This is a genomic window from Haladaptatus sp. CMAA 1909, from assembly GCF_043952005.1.
Lineage (GTDB): Archaea > Halobacteriota > Halobacteria > Halobacteriales > Haladaptataceae > Haladaptatus.
In genome coordinates this window covers 184,709-201,432 of sequence record NZ_JBIOAV010000003.1, presented here as the reverse complement: position 1 = coordinate 201,432, position 16,724 = coordinate 184,709, and the positions used below count along the sequence as shown (strand labels likewise).

The 16,724-nt window shown below is 60.3% G+C and carries 14 protein-coding genes and 1 pseudogene; 4 read left to right on the top strand and 11 right to left on the bottom strand.

Annotated features, from left to right (window positions below; genetic code table 11):
- Positions 1 to 8: 8 nt before the first annotated feature.
- The 8 genes and pseudogenes from ACGYLY_RS22955 to ACGYLY_RS22920 all read right to left on the bottom strand — a co-directional run.
- Positions 9 to 587, bottom strand: a pseudogene (locus tag ACGYLY_RS22955) (RNA-guided endonuclease TnpB family protein); the annotation flags it as partial.
- A gap of 28 nt (positions 588 to 615) precedes the next feature.
- Positions 616 to 1,854, bottom strand: coding sequence for an RNA-guided endonuclease TnpB family protein (locus ACGYLY_RS22950; RefSeq protein WP_395285097.1), 1,239 nt, complete (start codon positions 1,852 to 1,854; stop codon positions 616 to 618).
- Positions 1,829 to 1,972, bottom strand: a complete 144-nt coding sequence (locus tag ACGYLY_RS22945) for a hypothetical protein (protein WP_395285096.1) — start codon at positions 1,970 to 1,972, stop codon at positions 1,829 to 1,831. The genes ACGYLY_RS22950 and ACGYLY_RS22945 overlap by 26 nt, the downstream gene beginning before the upstream one ends.
- A 229-nt stretch (positions 1,973 to 2,201) precedes the next feature.
- Entirely contained in the window at positions 2,202 to 3,239 is a 1,038-nt protein-coding gene (locus ACGYLY_RS22940) for an NAD(P)-dependent alcohol dehydrogenase (RefSeq protein ID WP_395285403.1), read from the bottom strand.
- Positions 3,240 to 3,491: 252 nt separating this feature from the next.
- Complete coding sequence (locus tag ACGYLY_RS22935) at positions 3,492 to 5,624, bottom strand: dipeptide ABC transporter ATP-binding protein (protein WP_395285095.1); 2,133 nt, start codon at positions 5,622 to 5,624, stop codon at positions 3,492 to 3,494.
- Positions 5,621 to 6,508 (bottom strand): ABC transporter permease, encoded by an 888-nt coding sequence (locus tag ACGYLY_RS22930; protein ID WP_395285094.1) that lies wholly within the window; start codon positions 6,506 to 6,508, stop codon positions 5,621 to 5,623. The genes ACGYLY_RS22935 and ACGYLY_RS22930 overlap by 4 nt, the downstream gene beginning before the upstream one ends.
- Complete coding sequence (locus tag ACGYLY_RS22925; protein WP_395285093.1) at positions 6,508 to 7,467, bottom strand: ABC transporter permease; 960 nt, start codon at positions 7,465 to 7,467, stop codon at positions 6,508 to 6,510. The genes ACGYLY_RS22930 and ACGYLY_RS22925 overlap by 1 nt, the downstream gene beginning before the upstream one ends.
- Before the next feature lie 14 nt (positions 7,468 to 7,481).
- Entirely contained in the window at positions 7,482 to 9,122 is a 1,641-nt protein-coding gene (locus ACGYLY_RS22920) for an ABC transporter substrate-binding protein (protein WP_395285092.1), read from the bottom strand.
- A gap of 156 nt (positions 9,123 to 9,278) precedes the next feature.
- Between ACGYLY_RS22920 and ACGYLY_RS22915 the strand changes: the two genes are divergently transcribed.
- Positions 9,279 to 10,535: a Zn-dependent hydrolase gene (locus ACGYLY_RS22915; RefSeq protein ID WP_395285091.1), complete on the top strand. Its 1,257-nt coding sequence runs from the start codon at positions 9,279 to 9,281 to the stop codon at positions 10,533 to 10,535.
- Positions 10,536 to 11,061: 526 nt separating this feature from the next.
- Positions 11,062 to 11,877: an IclR family transcriptional regulator gene (locus ACGYLY_RS22910; protein ID WP_395285090.1), complete on the top strand. Its 816-nt coding sequence runs from the start codon at positions 11,062 to 11,064 to the stop codon at positions 11,875 to 11,877.
- A gap of 176 nt (positions 11,878 to 12,053) precedes the next feature.
- Here the strand turns inward: ACGYLY_RS22910 and ACGYLY_RS22905 are convergent, their stop codons facing one another.
- Entirely contained in the window at positions 12,054 to 12,461 is a 408-nt protein-coding gene (locus ACGYLY_RS22905; protein WP_395285089.1) for a metal-dependent transcriptional regulator, read from the bottom strand.
- Positions 12,458 to 12,673, bottom strand: coding sequence for a hypothetical protein (locus tag ACGYLY_RS22900; RefSeq protein WP_395285088.1), 216 nt, complete (start codon positions 12,671 to 12,673; stop codon positions 12,458 to 12,460). Before ACGYLY_RS22900 ends, ACGYLY_RS22905 begins: the two co-directional genes overlap by 4 nt.
- Before the next feature lie 159 nt (positions 12,674 to 12,832).
- Here ACGYLY_RS22900 and ACGYLY_RS22895 point away from each other — a divergent pair, with 159 nt between their 5' ends.
- The gene (locus tag ACGYLY_RS22895; RefSeq protein ID WP_395285087.1) at positions 12,833 to 13,450 is read left to right on the top strand and encodes a class I SAM-dependent methyltransferase; all 618 of its coding nucleotides are present in this window, start codon (positions 12,833 to 12,835) and stop codon (positions 13,448 to 13,450) included.
- Positions 13,451 to 13,670: 220 nt separating this feature from the next.
- Positions 13,671 to 14,288: a rod-determining factor RdfA gene (rdfA, locus tag ACGYLY_RS22890; RefSeq protein WP_395285086.1), complete on the top strand. Its 618-nt coding sequence runs from the start codon at positions 13,671 to 13,673 to the stop codon at positions 14,286 to 14,288.
- Positions 14,289 to 14,408: 120 nt separating this feature from the next.
- Here rdfA and ACGYLY_RS22885 read toward each other — a convergent pair whose 3' ends face one another.
- Positions 14,409 to 16,703: an AAA domain-containing protein gene (locus ACGYLY_RS22885; protein ID WP_395285085.1), complete on the bottom strand. Its 2,295-nt coding sequence runs from the start codon at positions 16,701 to 16,703 to the stop codon at positions 14,409 to 14,411.
- Positions 16,704 to 16,724 lie beyond the last annotated feature (21 nt).

Here is a 16,724-nt window from a genome sequence, read left to right as displayed (position 1 = left end):
AATACCATTTAGCCGTCGCTGGCAGTGGGTTTCGACTCTTGAAACGTTGTGAGTGTCATCTGCGAGAACGTCTCGCTCTGCTCACACTGAGTCGTGGCCGTGTCACTACGGCTCCCGTCCTGTGGCGAGTCATCGCCTACCTGTTTCCACGGCAGGCTCTCTCCCCACGGGTCTACGCGACGTCCGATATTCGCACTCGCGTTAATGTCTGCTTGGAACATCGATACATGGCACTCCGGGTTCTTACACTTGAACTCGGCTTGCCGGGGTCGATACCCGATGTGTTTGCACGAATGACACGTCTTCGAGGTGTACTGCGGGTGGACGTACCGAACCGGAATACCTGCATCCTTCGCCTTGTCCTCGATACGTCCCTGCAACCGAGCGAAGGCCCACGAGTGCAGGCGTCGGTTCATGTACTTCCCGTAATCCAACGACTCACGGATGTACGCCAAGTCCTCCATCACTATAACGGGGTTTCCAAACTGATTGGCATACTCGACGGCCTCCCGAGACACCTTCTCGATTATGTCCGTGAGTCGGTTCTGGTAGTACGTAACATCCTCGCCCGCCCTGAAGGTCGGGGCTTCCTACAAGGGAAGTCTTATAGAGGTTTCAGGACTGAAACACCGCAAGCGTCGTCTGTCCGGATTTCGGACTCGGCGTGCGGTGTCCTGTGGCACTGTCACACGTGCTCCCATCCTGTGGGGTGTCATTGTCCGTCAGTTTCAACGACAGACTCTCACCCCACGGGTCTACACGACTGGCGATGTTCGCCGCCGCGTTAATATCTGCTTGATACTCCGTTACCCAACAGTTACTGTTCGTACACCGAAACGTAGCTTGTTTGCCACGATATCCAAGGTGTCCGCACGCGTGGCACGTTTGGGATGTATACGCCGGATTCACGAATCGGACGGGAATACCAGCGTCACGCGCTTTGTCCTCGATACGCCCGGCAAGTCGGGCGAACGCCCATGCGTGCAAGCGGCGGTTCATGTACCTACCGTAATCCAATCGTTCGCGGATGAACGACAAATCTTCGAGGACGATAACGGGATTCACGAAGCCGCGAGCGTACTCAACAGCCTGCCGAGACGCTTTCTCGACAATATCTGTGAGTGCGTTCTGATAGTGGTCAAATCGCTCGTCAATTCGCCAGTCGGCGTTACGTTTTTGGAGACGGCGAAGGGTCGTGAACATCTCCTTGCGGAGGTGTCGAGCACGACTACCGTCGAACAGCATCGGTTGAATTGGAGTCTCGTCCTGACAGGCACAGCCCGCCAAGAGCTTTGATTCGCCGATGTCGAAACCGACCGGCGTTGGGTCGTCCGGCACGTCTGGTTCCGCGACTTCGTACTCAACGGTGACGTGAAGAACCCAGTTTGTCCGGTGTTCTTGGAGTCGGAACTCGCCAACTTTCACATCGTCGTTGAACAGGTCCGTCCACAACTCGCGTTGGGCGGGGTTGATGCGGAGCGGAATCCAGAAGGCGTTCCCACGTCCGGCTTGCGGAACGCGCCAACAGAACTTGTGTTTGCAGTCTTCGGAATGGTCGAGCTTCCATCCTCGGTTCGTGAATCGAACAGGATGGTCGTCTTTGAGTTCCGAAGCGTTGTACGTATCCCGAAGTTTCGGGACATACGACTTGAGCGCGTCTTTGGCGTAGGACGTGAGCGTGTACGATGTGACGATATCGTTGACCGCCGTTTGCGTGTCCGCGCCACTTTCGAAAGAATCGAAAAGGGCACGGCGATACGTCGCCACGGTACGCTGAAGCCGGTGGTCTTTGTGCGCCGTTGGTGGCGCGAGCGTGGCTTCCAGTGTCTTATTCGCTGTCTGTGTCGTTGACATCGTAGCCTTCGGATTCGAGTCCTTTGCGGAGGAGTTCGGGGTACGCTCGGGAGTGGCGTATCCCGTGGTCGCGGGCGTATTTCTTCACGGCTTCGTGAAGTGGCCCCCCTCGTTCCATATCGAAGTCGGCTCTCATCCATCTAAGCGTAAGTTTCTACGTAAGTCAAAAGCAACGGTTAACATCCAGGCTCAGTGATGAAACGTGGTTAGTGTGGGATGTGTCGGATTCTCTCCTCATAGGAAGATAGTCTACCGTACCCACAACTCATCGAACACATAATTATTCCGTCTAGAGTTCGATGGTGTCAGCGAAATATTGACTATTTCATCGGTTCCCCCGACGAGCCTCACTCGAAGTCGATAAGGGGTTTGATTATTCCCTCGTCTTTCGTGTCCATGAGGTGGAACGACTCGTCGATGTCGTCGAAGTCGAACCGATGGGTCGTCATGCGCGTCGGGTCCACCTTCCTCGTTTCGAGCAACCGAAGCAGTCGCCGCAATCGAAGGCGACCGCCGGGACAGAGCGAGGTCACGATGTCCTTTTCGGCCATGCCGACGCCCCACGCCGCTCGCGGGATGTCGACGTACTCACCCTCGCCGTGATAGCCGACGTTGGAGACGACGCCACCGGGTTTGGTAACTTCGATGCAGTGTTCGAACGTGACGTTCGAACCCAACGCTTCGATTGCGGCGTCGACACCCTCCCCGTCGGTCAGGTCCATGATCGCCTCGACGGTCTCGACCTCGGTGAAATCGATCACCTCGTCGGCACCGTAGAACTCGGCGAGTTCCTGCCGTTCGGGGACGCTTTCGACGGCGATTATCGTCCCCGCACCGCGAAGCGACGCTCCCTTGGTCGCCATCAGTCCGACCGGCCCTTGCGCGAATACCGCGACCGCTCCCCCGATGGGAATATCGGCGCGTTCGGCCGCGCTGAAGCCGGTACTCATCATGTCCGTCACGTACACGGCGGCCTCGTCGCTGACGCCCGGCGGGATGTGGGCCATGTTCGCGTCCGCGTCGTTCACGTGGAAGTACTCGGCGAACACGCCGTCCTTGACGTTCGCGAACTTCCACCCGCCGAGCGCCTCGTTCGACTGCGACGGATGGCCGTCTTGGGCGGCCAGCGACCCCCAATCCGGGGTTATCGCTCCGACGGCGACGCGGTCCCCGGGTTCGAATTCCTCGACGTCGTCCCCGACAGATTCGACGACGCCGACCGCCTCGTGGCCGAGCGTGATGTCCTCGCGTTCGCCGATGGCCCCGCCGACGGTGTGAACGTCGGAGGTACACACCAACGCCTTCGTCGGTCGAACGATGGCGTCGTTCGGCCCCGCTTCTGGTCGGTCCTTTTCGACAAAGCCGGTCTCCCCGATGGAGCGCATACAGTATGCTTGCACGATTACTCCCCCGACCGCCGTTCCACGCCCACCTACTTCAATCGAATTCCCGAATCGTTGGTCGGTGTCGGATTTTCCACGCCCGATTGGAGGGAACAGTATTTAAGTCAATGAAGTGATTCTCGCGACAATAATAGAGATTCGGGGAGAAAACCACGTATCGGCGAGGGCTCGGTGGGCGAAACGAGACACTCGCCGGGAGAGTACCGCTCAAAAAACGTCGATCGATTCGGCCACTCAGTCGTCGGTCGGAGATTCGACCGTTCCGGCGAAGGACCGACGTTCGCTCATCTCCTCGACGGAGAGGTGACAGGAAATCCGGTGGTCGCTGCCGTCCGCCTTTTCCTCCAGTTCCGGTTCGGTCCGCTCGCAGATGTCGCCGATTTTCTTCGGACATCGGGTCTGGAACGGACAACCGGACGGCGGGTTGATCGGACTCGGAACGCTCCCTTCGAGCAGGATGCGGTCGGTCTTCTTCCCCGGATTGGCGTGCGGAACCGCCGAGAGGAGGCTCTCCGTGTAGGGGTGGAACGGGGCCGAAAACACCTGTTGGACCGTCCCGAACTCGGCGATTTTGCCGAGATACATCACCGCAATGCGGTCACAGATGTGTCGGACGACCCCGATGTTGTGCGAGATGAACAGGTACGAGAGACCGTACTCCGCCTGAATCTCGTTGAGCAGGTTCAGTATCTGGGCCTGCACGGACACGTCGAGTGCCGACACCGGTTCGTCACAGACGATGAGCTTCGGTTCCACGGCCAGCGCGTGCGCGATGGCGATGCGCTGTTGTTGCCCGCCCGAGAACTGGTGGGGATACTTGTGGAGCGCGTCCGGGGAGAGGCCGACGCGCGTCAGCAACTCGCGGGTTCGCTCCCGCTTCTCCTCGCCGGTCGCGATGCCGTGTTTCTCCATCGCGCGACCGATGATCTGACCCACGGTCTTTCGCGGATTGAGCGAACTATGTGGGTCCTGGAATATCATCTGCATCTCGCGGCGGAGGCTCCGTACCTCCGACCCGCTCATCTCGTGAATCGGCTGGCCCTCGAAGTAAACCTCGCCGTCGGTCGGTTCGAGGAGTTTCAGCGCGGTGCGCGCGACGGTCGATTTACCGCACCCGCTCTCGCCGACGAGGCCGACCGTCTCACCCTCGTAAATCTCGAAGTCGATACCGTCGACGGCCTTGACGGCCCGCCGTTCGAGCGTCGGGAGGCCGCCGTCCGAGCGCGTGAGCGTGAGGTCGCCGAGGAACCCGTCGCCGGCCGGGAAGTGCTTTTTCAGGTTTTTCACCGCGAACAGCGGTTCGCCGGTGCGGTCGATGCGTTTCCGCTCGCCGCCCGACTCCGTGGGGGTGTATCCCTGACTGAGATCGATTTCGTCCGTGCGGATACACGCCGCTTTCGATGTCGTTCCCGCGGCCGGTTCGAGCGGGGGGTTGCCATCGGCTCGGCATGCCTCGGTCGCGTACTCACACCGCGGCGCGAAGTTACACCCGCTGGGCAGGTCGGTGAGGTCCGGCATCGACCCGGCCAGCGTCGGCAGTTCGTCGTACTCCACGTCCGTCTGCGGAATCGAGTCGATGAGGCCGCGCGTGTACGGATGCCGCGGTTTCCGAAACAGTTCGTCGAGTTCCGCCGTTTCGACGAGGTTTCCGGCGTACATCACGCCGACGTGGTCGCAGGTCTGGGCGACGACGCCGAGGTTGTGCGTTATCATCAGGATGGCCATCCCCTTTTCCTCCTGTAGTTCGTTCAAGAGGTCGAGGATTTTTGCCTGCGTCGTCACGTCGAGCGCCGTCGTCGGTTCGTCGGCGATTATCAGGTCCGGCTTGCACGAGAGACCGATGGCGATGAGAACGCGCTGGCGCATCCCGCCCGAGAACTCGTGCGGGTAGTCGCCGAAGCGCTCGGCCGCGTCCGGGATTTCCACGTCGCGCATGACCTCGATGGCCTGTTCGCGCGCCGATTCCCGGTCGCCGCCTTGGTGGTGCAGAATCGTCTCGACGATCTGTTCGCCGACCGTGAGCACCGGATTCAGCGACGACATCGGGTCCTGCGGGATGAGCGCGATCTTGTTCCCGCGAACCGAGCGCATCTCCGCCTCGGAGAGTCCCAATAGGTCCACGCCGTCGAAGACGACTTTGCCGCCGGTGATTTCGCCGGGGCTATCGACGAGTTGGAGCAGCGAGCGCGCGGTGACGCTCTTTCCGGCCCCGCTCTCGCCGACCAATCCCATTGTCTCGCCCGTGTCGAGGGCGAACGATACGTCGTTGGCGGCGACGACCGTCCCGTCCTCGGTCAGGAACTCCGTCCGGAGATCTCGGACGTCAAGGAGGGGGGCGGACCCGCCGTCTGCGTCGTTTCCGTTCATTCTATCGAATCCACCTTGGGGTCGAGCACGTCTCTCAGGCCGTCGCCGAGCAGGTTGAACCCGATGACGGTGACTGCGATGGCGATTCCGGGGAAGATGATGATCCACGGCGCGGTTTGCATGAACCCGCTCCCGTTGTTTATCATCAGTCCCCACGACGGCGTCGGCGGTTGCGCGCCGAGGCCGAGGAACGACAGACTCGCCTCCGCGAGCATCGCGAAGGCGATGTTCAGCGACCCCTGCACGAGGAGCGGAGCCGAACAGTTCGGCAGCACTTCGCTGAAGATGATGTGTGAGTTACTCTCGCCGCGGGCGATGGCCGACTCCACGTACGCCTCGTTCCGCTCGGAGAGCGTCGCACTTCGGGCGACGCGAGCGATGTACGGCGTGTACACGAACGCCAGCGCGATGATGACGTTCGTGAGTTCGGGACCGAGGACGACCATCAACGTCAACGCGAGGAGGATGGGCGGGAAGGACATCGCGGCGTCCATAAACCGCATCAGCAGTTCGTCGATGATGCCGCCGTAGTAACCGGACACCAGTCCGATTATGGTCCCGACGAGGAGCGCGCCGGTGATGGCACCGAACCCGACTTTCAGCGAAATCCGGCTCCCCATCACCACGCGACTGAAGATGTCACGACCGAGGTCGTCGGTTCCGAACGGGTGGTCCATCGACGGCGATTGCGTGCGGTCGGCGACGGACGTGTGTGAAATCGAGTACGGGGCGATGAATGGCGCGAAAATCGCGACCACGATGAGCGACAACACGATGACGAGTCCGATCATCGCCTTGGTGTTGCTCCTGAACTGCCGCGTGAACCGCTGGAAGCGTTCTATCCGCGCGGACGTGGTCGTCGAGTTCGACGTCGAAGTCGCCATCACTCATCACCTCCGTAGCGAATCCGCGGATCGAAGTAGCCGTAGAGGATGTCGGCCGCGAGGTTCGAGAGCATGTACATCAGCGCGACGACGACGATACAACCCTGCAACAGGGGTATGTCGCGGCTCTGGATGGCAGTCAGCGTCAGCCTGCCGATGCCCGGCCAGAAGAACACTTGCTCCAGCACGACGACGCCGCCGAACGCGTAGCTGAACTGGAACGCGATGACCGTGATGACGGGAATGATGGCGTTCCGGAGTGCGTGCTTGAGGACGATGACGCGCTGGGTCATCCCCTTCGAGCGCGCCAGTTTGATGTACTCCTCGGACATGACTTCGAGCATCGACGACCGGGTCATCCGCATGATGTAGGCGGTAAGGGCGAACCCCATCGCCGACGCCGGGAGGACGAGGTGGGTCAATGTTCCCACGGGGTCCTCGCTCGGCGGAACGTAGCCGCCCGTCGGGAAGATGTTCAGCCACACGGCGAAGACGAGGATAAACACCAGACCCCACAGGAAGATGGGGATGGAGACGCCGATGAATCCGAACATCGACGCGAACAGGTCCGGCATCTCGTTCTGCTTCACCGCGGCGATGACGCCGAGCGGCAGCGCGAGGAAGACCGCGATGAGCGTCGCCGCTCCGGCGAGGAGGAGCGATTTCGGGAGCTTTTCCATGATGAGCGTCATAACCGGGTCGCCGAACCGGAGCGAGGTTCCCATGTCCCCCTGTACGAGCCCGAACACCCAGTCGATGTACTGGACGTACAGCGGCTTGTCGAGCCCCATCTGCGCTTGCAGCGCCTGAATCGACTTGTCGGTCGCGTTCGGCCCAAGGATGAGCAACGCGACGTCCCCGGGGAGGATGGTCGTCACGATGAACGTTATCAGTGTCACGAACAGAAGGGTTAACACCATGAACCCCAACCGCCTCATTAGATAGTTAGACATTGACATGGTGAGTCTCCGAATTATCCGTCGAGCCAGTTGTCGTGGAATCGAAGCGTGGAGCCGTCGGGAGTACCTATCTTACCCTTGTAGTCCGTCGAACCGGCGTACAGGTTCGCCTGCCACCAGAGCAGGAGGTGACCAGCTCGGTCCTCGTGGAGGATTTTGGTCGCCTTGTGGTACAGTTCGGCGCGCTTGTCCTCGTCGTACATGTGACGGGCCTTCTCGACGAGTTGGTTGTACTCGTCGTTCTTCCATCCCGTGAAGAAGAACGCACCGTCCGGGTGGAGGAACTTGTAGAACGACACGTCGGGGTAGGTCAGCGCGAGGTACGAACTGGTCGTCGCCTCGAAGTTCTGCTTGCTGTAGACGTCCGACAGCCACGTACTCCACGTGATCTTCTGGATATTGAGGTTGATACCGACCTCGGACGCTTGGTCGGAGATGACTTTCGCACCCTGCACCTGCGTCGGGTAGGATTGAGGAATCTTGAACGAAACCGAGAATCCGTCGGGCATTCCCGCCTTCTTTAGGTGTTCTTTGGCCTTGTCGAGGTCACGCGGACGGGGTTTGATGTCGGGGTTCACCCACTTGCTGCCGGGTGCGGCGGGCGTCGCCGTCGTTTTTCCGGTGCCGTAGAGCGCCGCCTCGCTGATCTTCTCCTTGTCGAGCGCGTAATCGAGCGCGAGGCGGGCGTCTTTGTTGTCGAACGGTTTCTTGTTGCAGTTCAGGCCGAGGTAGACGAGCGCCTTCGGGAACTGTTTCTCGAAGCGGACGGACGAATCGTTTTTGAGCGATTCGACGTCCTTCGGCGGGACGCCGTTGACGAAGTCGTACTCGCCGGCGCGGAACGACTGAAGCCGCACGTTCGGGTCGGTTATCTCGCTCTTGACGATCTTGTCGAGGAAGGGACCGTTCTCGTCGCTGGCGTCCCAGTAATCGTCGAACTTCGTCATCGTGAACGACGTCTCGACCTCGTGGCTCTCGAACTGGTACGGCCCCGTCCCGATGGGTTCGTTGATCTTCTTCTGTTTCGCCTGTTCCTCCGGGACGATGTGCATCTCTCCGGTCGACATCCGCGAGAGGAACGGCGCGAACGGTTCCGACAACTGAACGACGAACGTCTGGTCGTCGGGGTTGTCCATCGAATCGACGAAATCGAAGAAGCCGGTGGCGAGGTACTCGCCGTTCGCGATCCGCTCGTAGGTCGCGAGAACGTCTTTGGACGTCATCTCGCTGCCGTCGTGGAACGTCACGCCTTTCTGGAGCGTGAACTCCAGTTTCGTGTTGTCCTCGGAGGTCGACCAGTCCTTCGCGAGATGCGGCTTCAGCGAGTAGTCGGGGGCCAACCGGATGAGCGGTTCGGTGATGTTTTCGAGCACGCGGTTGGTCGCGGCGGCGCTTTCGAGGTGCGGATCGAGTCCCTGCACGGGCACGGCACCGCCCCACTGGAGCGTTCCGCCCATCTTCGCCTTTCCATCCCCGTTTCCATCGCCGCTCCCGTCACCGTTGCCGTCGCCGGAGTCGCCTCCGCCGAGACAACCGGCGAGCGCAACCGGAACGCTGGCGGCCGTCGTGGCAAGGAACGCCCGGCGGTCGACGCGTCCGTGACCGCCCGTGTCGCTATTTTTTTCAATATTGCGGCTATTGCTATCGCTTGGCATAGAATAGCGCACACAACCACCAGTGATAAAGATTATGAAAACTGCAACGATATGGTTAGATGGGTGAAATGAAACGCGGATAGCCGAAAGTGTAAATCCGATGTACGGTTGGGAAACAGTCAAATAGGCGGGTGGGCCACGTTGCGGTTGGTACGCATGCAGGTACGTGAGCAACGGCTACGACGAGACATCGAGGCTAACGCGGCGTTCGGGTCGGTCGCGGTCGAAAACGGTCACGGTCGGACCGTCCTAACCGGAACGGAGGCAGACAGGAACGCACGAGAATATTTTTGCGAGCGACTGCGGGACGCGGGTCTCGACGTTCGCGTGGACCGAGTGGGGACCATCGTCGGCCGATGGACGCCCGAAAGCGCCGACCCCGACGCGACCGCAGTCGCCGCGGGAAGCCACCTCGACTCCGTGCCCGAGGGAGGCATCTTCGACGGGCCACTCGGCGTGTACGCCGCGTTAGAGGCGGTTCGAGCGATGCAGGACGCGGGCGTCGAACCGGCCCGCCCGGTCGACGTCGTCTGTTTCACCGAGGAGGAAGGCCAGCGGTTCGACGGTGGGTTGCTCGGGTCCGCCGTCGCTGCCGGGGAGATGAGCCTCGAAACGGCGCTCGCGCTCGAAGACGACTCCGGTGTGACGCTGGAAGCCGCCCTCGACGACATCGGCTTCCTCGGCGAGGGGCGAGTCGCCGCCGACGAGTGGCACGCGTGGCTGGAACTCCACATCGAACAGAGCGAACGTCTCGAAGACGCAGAGGTCCCGGCCGGAATCGTGACGACGATAACGGGACTTTCCCGTTGTGCTATCGAAATCGCCGGCGAAGCGAACCACGCGGGATCGACGCTGATGCGCGACCGGTCGGACGCCCTCGCCGGTGCGAGCGAGTTCGTTCTCGACGTCGAATCCGCCGCGAACGAGCGCGTCGAAACCGAATCGAACACGGCCGTCGCCACCGTCGGCAAACTCGACGTGCGACCGGGTGCACCGAACGTCATTCCGGGACGGGTCGAGATGAGCCTCGATATCCGCGATATCGAGCAGGACTCAATCGAGTACGTCGTGGAGCGTGCGAAGCGGAGCCTCGACCGCATCGAAACCGAACGCGACGTGACGACCGAGTTCGAGCGACCGTGGAATCGTCACCCCGTACCGATGAGTGACCGCTGTCGCGCCGCGCTGGAAGCCGCCGGGGAGGCCGCGAGCATCGAAACGCTGTCGCTCCACTCCGGTGCCGCCCACGACACGATGCACGTCGCGAACGTCACCGATGCTGGCTTGCTCTTTGCCCCGTCACGGGACGGGATTTCCCACAATCCGTTGGAGTGGACCGAGTGGGAGGACTGTGCCGAATCGACGCGCGTCCTCGCCGGGGCGGTAACGCGGCTCGCCAGCGCCGACGAGTAGCCCGTTCACAGACGGACAAATCGGACTCGTTTCGGCAGGGATACCGATAGGCGGAGGGGTTTCAGCTGTTTTCAGTCCGCCCATTTGAGCGAGCGCCAACGCAGGATATCGGCCATCAGACCGTTTATGTCCCGGCTAACCGCCGATCTTCGACTGGGCACGGTCCATCTCATGTTCGGTTCGTGGGTTGCACCGATGGAGAACAAGACCGAGATTCATCACCACACGCACGACCCCCGAGACACCATAAATCGTGCGTCTACGATTATATAACAGAAACGCCGTAGAAAACAACCCGTCAATCCACTAAATGTCCACAAGCCGGTTGCACGTATTTTGAACGCACATCGTCGGCCAGACGATTCTAATTCTTCCGAAATCGGCCGATTACGGCGGTTTTGAGAAGCCAACAATGTATGAAACAGAAATACCGTCCTAAGAAGCGCTCACTGCTATCGGTTTTAGATTTCGGAAACGTCTGCACCATATACAAACGCTTTTACGACCATGATTGGTATCGTGTGTCATGACAAATCCGACCGAAACCGGCTCGTCGCGTACCTTGAAAACGGTAACGCGAGCGTTCGACGTGATTCAGGCGTTGGAGGAGTTCGACGGCGCGCGCGTCACCGAACTCGCCGACCACCTCGATATGTCGAAAAGCGCCGTCTACAATCACCTCACGACGCTGCGGGAGAACAAGTTCGTCGTCCAAGAGGGAAACACGTACTCGCTGTCGTTGCAGTTCCTCCTCCTCGGCGAGTACGTTCGCAACCAGAACAAACTGTACAGCATCGGCAAACCGGAAATAGAGAGTTTGGCCGACGAGACGGGGGAGTACGCCCACCTGGCCACCGAACAACACGGCCTCAGCGTGAACCTCTACAAAGTCCGGGGCGACAAAGCGGTCGGCAGCAACTACCAGACGACCAAGCTACAGAAGCCGGATTACCTGCACTTCTCGGCGACCGGAAAGTCGATCCTCGCATCGCTTCCGTCCGACAGGGTAGACGCCATCGTCGACCGCTACGGATTGGTTCGCAAGACGGAGAACACGATTACCGACCGTGAGGAGTTGCTGTCTGCACTCGAAGAAATCCGGGAGCGCGGATACGCGTACAACGACGAGGAGGAGATCGAGGGACTCAAAGCCATCGGCGCGCCGGTGCTGGACAGAAGCGGTCGGGTCCTCGGTTCGGTGAGCGTGTCCGGGCCGACCAACCGGATGAACGAGACGGAGTATCACGACATGATAGTCGAGAAGGTGACGAACGCGGCGAACGTCATCGAGGTGAACATCAACATGGCGGAGCGGGAAGGAGATCACCCGAAGTTCATCTGACGGCTGTACGCTCCGTTTTCCGTGGGTGAGAAGTATCGACGAGCAGTCCCCGGCAGACACCATTACATGAGTAAGATTGTAATGGCGACCGAATCGGCGAAAGGAAGGGTCCAGTAGAAGCGTCACGAAGAGGCAATAAACTTCATGTCGCTATAGTAACTGCGCGGTAGAGCGCGTTACAACTTGTCCTCCGTGATCGACGAAGATTGAGACGGAGATTCGAATTCAGTTTCGCAAGGGAGCGTCGCCGCGAGTCGCTTGGCGACGGTCGGACTCAAGAACCCCGCCAGTTCCATCGCTTCCTCTTCGTGCGCATCGAGATCCAGAACGTCTCTGAAGAACCACGAGACGGTTACGTAAGATTCGTGAAGCGTCACGGCCCGTTCGCGTCCCGTCTCGGTCAGTGTCGCACCCTCGTACGGTTCGTAGGAGATGAGCCCCTCGTCGTCGAGCCGTTGAAACATCCCGGTGATCGACGCAGGCGATTTATCCAGCAGTTCGGCGACGGCACCCGGTGAAATCGGTGGCTCCTCCCGGTGTGCGAGGATGTACAAGGCCAACAGATACCGCGTAGTTCCCTTCATCGTACGTCGAGTGACATCAGTCGGAAATTTTCGAAGTGGGCGTTTCGCCTGAGGGTCGACTCTCCCGAATCCAGAACCGAGATGTCCAACCAATGGTGACGGCTGGTAGCCGTCGAGAGACCGGATAATCCACCGCCACCAACGACCGTCCCGCCATACTTGACGTAGTCGTGTCGCGTCGGTGTCTCGTAGAGCGTGTCACTCTCCGCCATGTTTTTAGGCCACCCTAAATAGTAATAGTTGCTTCGATTATTAGGTCATCCTAAACATGCGGTCGGCTGACACGGGGGTTTTACCGGAATCGAACCCTCCGGCGTCATTACGCGGCACGTGGAGTGAGGCTTAACTTCCCGGCCGCGAGACCGATACCTATGGACCCCGACGACAACCGCCGCGACTGGGCGGAGCGCACGGGTGATTTTTCGCCCGCGTACTACGCCAAAATCGGCCCGAACGAGGTCACCAACACCCTCGCTAGCGTGTTCGACTATTACGTTCCCGAGAAAGCCGCGATTCTCGAAGTCGGTTGCAGTTCCGGTCGCCACCTCGCCCACCTCCTCGACGACGGATACACGAACCTCACCGGAATCGACATCAACGACGAGTCGTTCGACGTAATGGCCGAGCGGCATCCGAAACTCGCCGCAACGGGGACGTTCCGAACCGGCGCAATCGAGGATATCCTCCCCGAATTCCCCGACAATACATTCGACGTGGTGTACTCGGTGGAGACGCTCCAACACATCCATCCCGACAACGAGTGGGTGTTCGAGGAGATATGCCGCGTCGCGTCCGACCTCGTGATAACCGCGGAAAACGAGGGGAACAGTCCACAACGGGGCCGCGGGGATGAGAAAGTGAGCTATGTTCACGACGACTTCCCGCTGTACTACCGCAACTGGAAACAGGTCTTCTCTGACCTCGGCCTCGCACAACTCGTCTGCGAACCTAGCAAACGCGACACGGTTCGCGTGTTTCGGGTGCTTTGACAATTGGAATTCGTGTTCTTTCGATTCGAACGTGGAGGGAAAGTCAGGCTCGAGAGTCGAATGAGCGTCTGAAAAATGGGAGAAGCAACGACGATACGACGTTACGAGACTACGCACGTAACGGGTCAGAAATGGCAGTATTAGGTGTGAAAAGACACGATGATGACGATACTAGCACTCTCCGAAACAATCAAACGTCATAGGAGGACTACAGTACAGTATGAGCAGAAACTCGGCCACGCAGAGTAAAGTTCAGCGGGTCATTAACGAGTACGAATTAACCGGGATGGGCGAACGACTCGAAGCGGATTGGACGGGAGAAGACGGAAACCAGTTCAGCCTTCGTGATCTTGCTGACGTGTTCAACCGAGCCGTGCTAAGCGCAGCGCTGGAACAGGCCGGAGTGGCGTCGTTAGATGGAGAGGTCGAGAACACCTACCGATTGTTGACAGACGATTCGGTGAGTCGCGGTGTACGCATCGAAACGAAGAATTCGCTCGCTCGGGAGGGGATTTCCATCGAGGAAATCGAGAAGGACTTCGTTACGCATCAGGCGATACACACCTACCTGACGAAACACCGCGGCGTCAAGTACGAGTCGGGCGAAACCGAAACGGATCAAGTGAAAAAGAGCGGCGAAACGATACAGCGGTTGCGAACGAAGATCGGTGCGGTCACGGAAACGACGCTGACGAACCTCGTCAATACGGACCGCCTCACGCTCGGGGATTTCGACGTCTTCGTGGATATCCGCGTCCTCTGTGATACGTGCGGGCAGTCGTACACAGTGGAGAACCTCCTCGAAAACGGCGGCTGTGAGTGTGAGCCATCGGACTGAGCGGTCGTGAAGAAGCCACCGTCGACGGCGAACATCGCCCCACGATCGAGAAATGACCGTCGTCCGGCGGGCGGGCACCGTCGGAGGATTGGCTCGAACGGGGACCGAAGAGTATCCGATTCAGTTCACGAAACGGCCCTCTCGTTCAAGTTTCGTGGCCAGTTCGGCATACAGGTGTGCACAACTGTTTTCCGGCCTACTGTTCGGCGAGACGGACGCGAGGGTCTCCCAGTCGCCGACCAACACGAGGCGCTTTCTCGCGCGGGTGAGCGCGACGTTCAGGCGGCGCGGCCCCTCATTAGGGAGTTCGAGGAACCCGGCGTTTCCGGCGTCGTTGCTCCGAACGAACGAGACGACGACCGCTTCGCGTTCACCTCCCTGAAACGAATCGACCGTATCGACGGTGACACGGCCCGCGTCCTCGTCGGTCCGACGGAGTCGTGAGCGGATTTCGCCGACCTGTCCACGGTACATCGAGATGACGCCGATGTCCTTCGGGGCGACGCCCGCGTCCACGAGTTTCGTCACCTCCGCGACGACTGCTTGTGCTTCGGCAGGGTTATAAACGGAGTTGCCGACGGATTCTCGTCGCTCGTCGCCGGCGACGTCGATGGCGACGAGCGATTCGAGGTCGTCGATTCTCCACTCGCGGTTTCGCGCCGCCGTTTCCAAGTTCCCGTCGTAAAACGCGGCGTTGGGGAACTCGGCGATGGCCGAGTGCATCCGGTACTGCCGCCGGAGGAGAACCGAGACGTCAGTCCCGTAACGGTCGAGGAGGTACTCGAACAGTGAGACGTGTAGCCGTTCGTCCTTCATCGATTCGTCGGCACAGTACGGAGGTAGTTGCTTGTGGTCGCCCGAAAGAACGAGCTTTCGCGCACAGTCGAGTACGATGGCCGTCGCGGGGCGACTCGCCTGTGTCGCCTCGTCGACGACGGCGACGTCGAACCGGTTCATGTCGAACTGGGCGGTACCGCTCGTCGTCGCGGCCACGATGTCCGCTTCGGCGACGGGGGCATTCGTGTAGTTCCGTCGAACCACGTCGTTCTTCGAGTTGCGACCGACGCGGGCGATACTGAGTCCGTCCCCGGAGACGTTCCCGTCGCCGCCCTCATCGGACTCCCTCGCCCGACAGACCGCGGCGTGGAGCGTGTCGGGTTCCGGGTCCCCCACCGCGCTGTCCCCGACGAGGAGGTTGTCGACGGCCTGATTGGAGTGTGCCGTCACCAACACCGAATCGCCGTGTTGGACCGCATACAGCACGTACGCCGTCAACGTCCGGGTCTTTCCCGTTCCGGGTGGACCGTGGATACAGAGAATGTCTTTCGCGTCGTCGGCCCACTTCAGGGCCTGTCTCTGATATTCGTTCAACTCCATGTCGGCGCTGGGGACCGAAAGCCCGTCGGCCTCGAATCGGACGGGTCGGTTTCCGACTATCAGGTCCCGCTTTTTCGGGGTCGACTCGATTTTTCGAATCGCCTCCGTCCGCCGCTCGAACGGGACGGGATTGAGGAGATGCGTCAGCCAGAACTCGCTTCGGTTGGCCGTGAGGAGTTCCTCGACGCCGGAGCGTTCGCAACTGGCGTCCGGTTTGAGCGTCAGCGTCGGCCCGTCGACGGAGACGATTTCGACGGCGATGGGGAAGTCGTCCGATTCGCCCATCGTGTCGACGAGAAAGACGCTCTCGGGGTACATTTCTTCGTCCCGAAAGAGGTCGACGTCCCCGTCGTCGTCCTCCGGTGAAATCTGAAACGAGTACGTCGGTTCTACGGGTCGGTCGTTCGCTCCGAGCGAGACGAACGGCCCGGACGCGACTCCCCGCGCTGCGAGCGTTGCCAACCCCTCCTTTCGGTATCGTTCGCGGTTGGCCCGCTGTTCGGTTTCCCGTTCCGATTCGACGAACTGGCGGAGTTCGTCGAAAAACGCACGCCGCTCGTCCGCGGAGAGGTCGGACTGAGGTCTCACTTCCGATTTCGGGAGTTCGAACGCCTTCAGTTCGTCCTCCGACACGGGAGTCAGTTCCGGATGCCAAAACCTGAGACGGTCGCTCAGCGTCGTCTCCGAGGCCGTCTCGACCGAGACGAACCGAACGGTCCCGTCGATGCCGAAACTCGTGTCGTACCACCCCACCTGCGCCGAGTCCGGTCGCCAGAGGACGTACTCGTTCGTCGTCGTCGGGTTTCCGTTCTCGTGCAACGGGACGGCGTACCCGTCTCGGTTCGGAGCGCTCTCGCGGACGGTCTTCGCCCCGCGGTCGAGCGCCTCCTGCAAACGGTCGGGCGAGATGTTCCGGTCGAATCGGGAGGTCTGCATCGGTTCCCCGTCCGAGCGGAGAAGCGTCGAATCACGTAGGTTCCACGCCTGCGACAGGTCATCGACCGCCGTCCTCGTGGAGGGATTCGGTTCGGGAGTCATGATTTCGTGGGTCAATGGTGG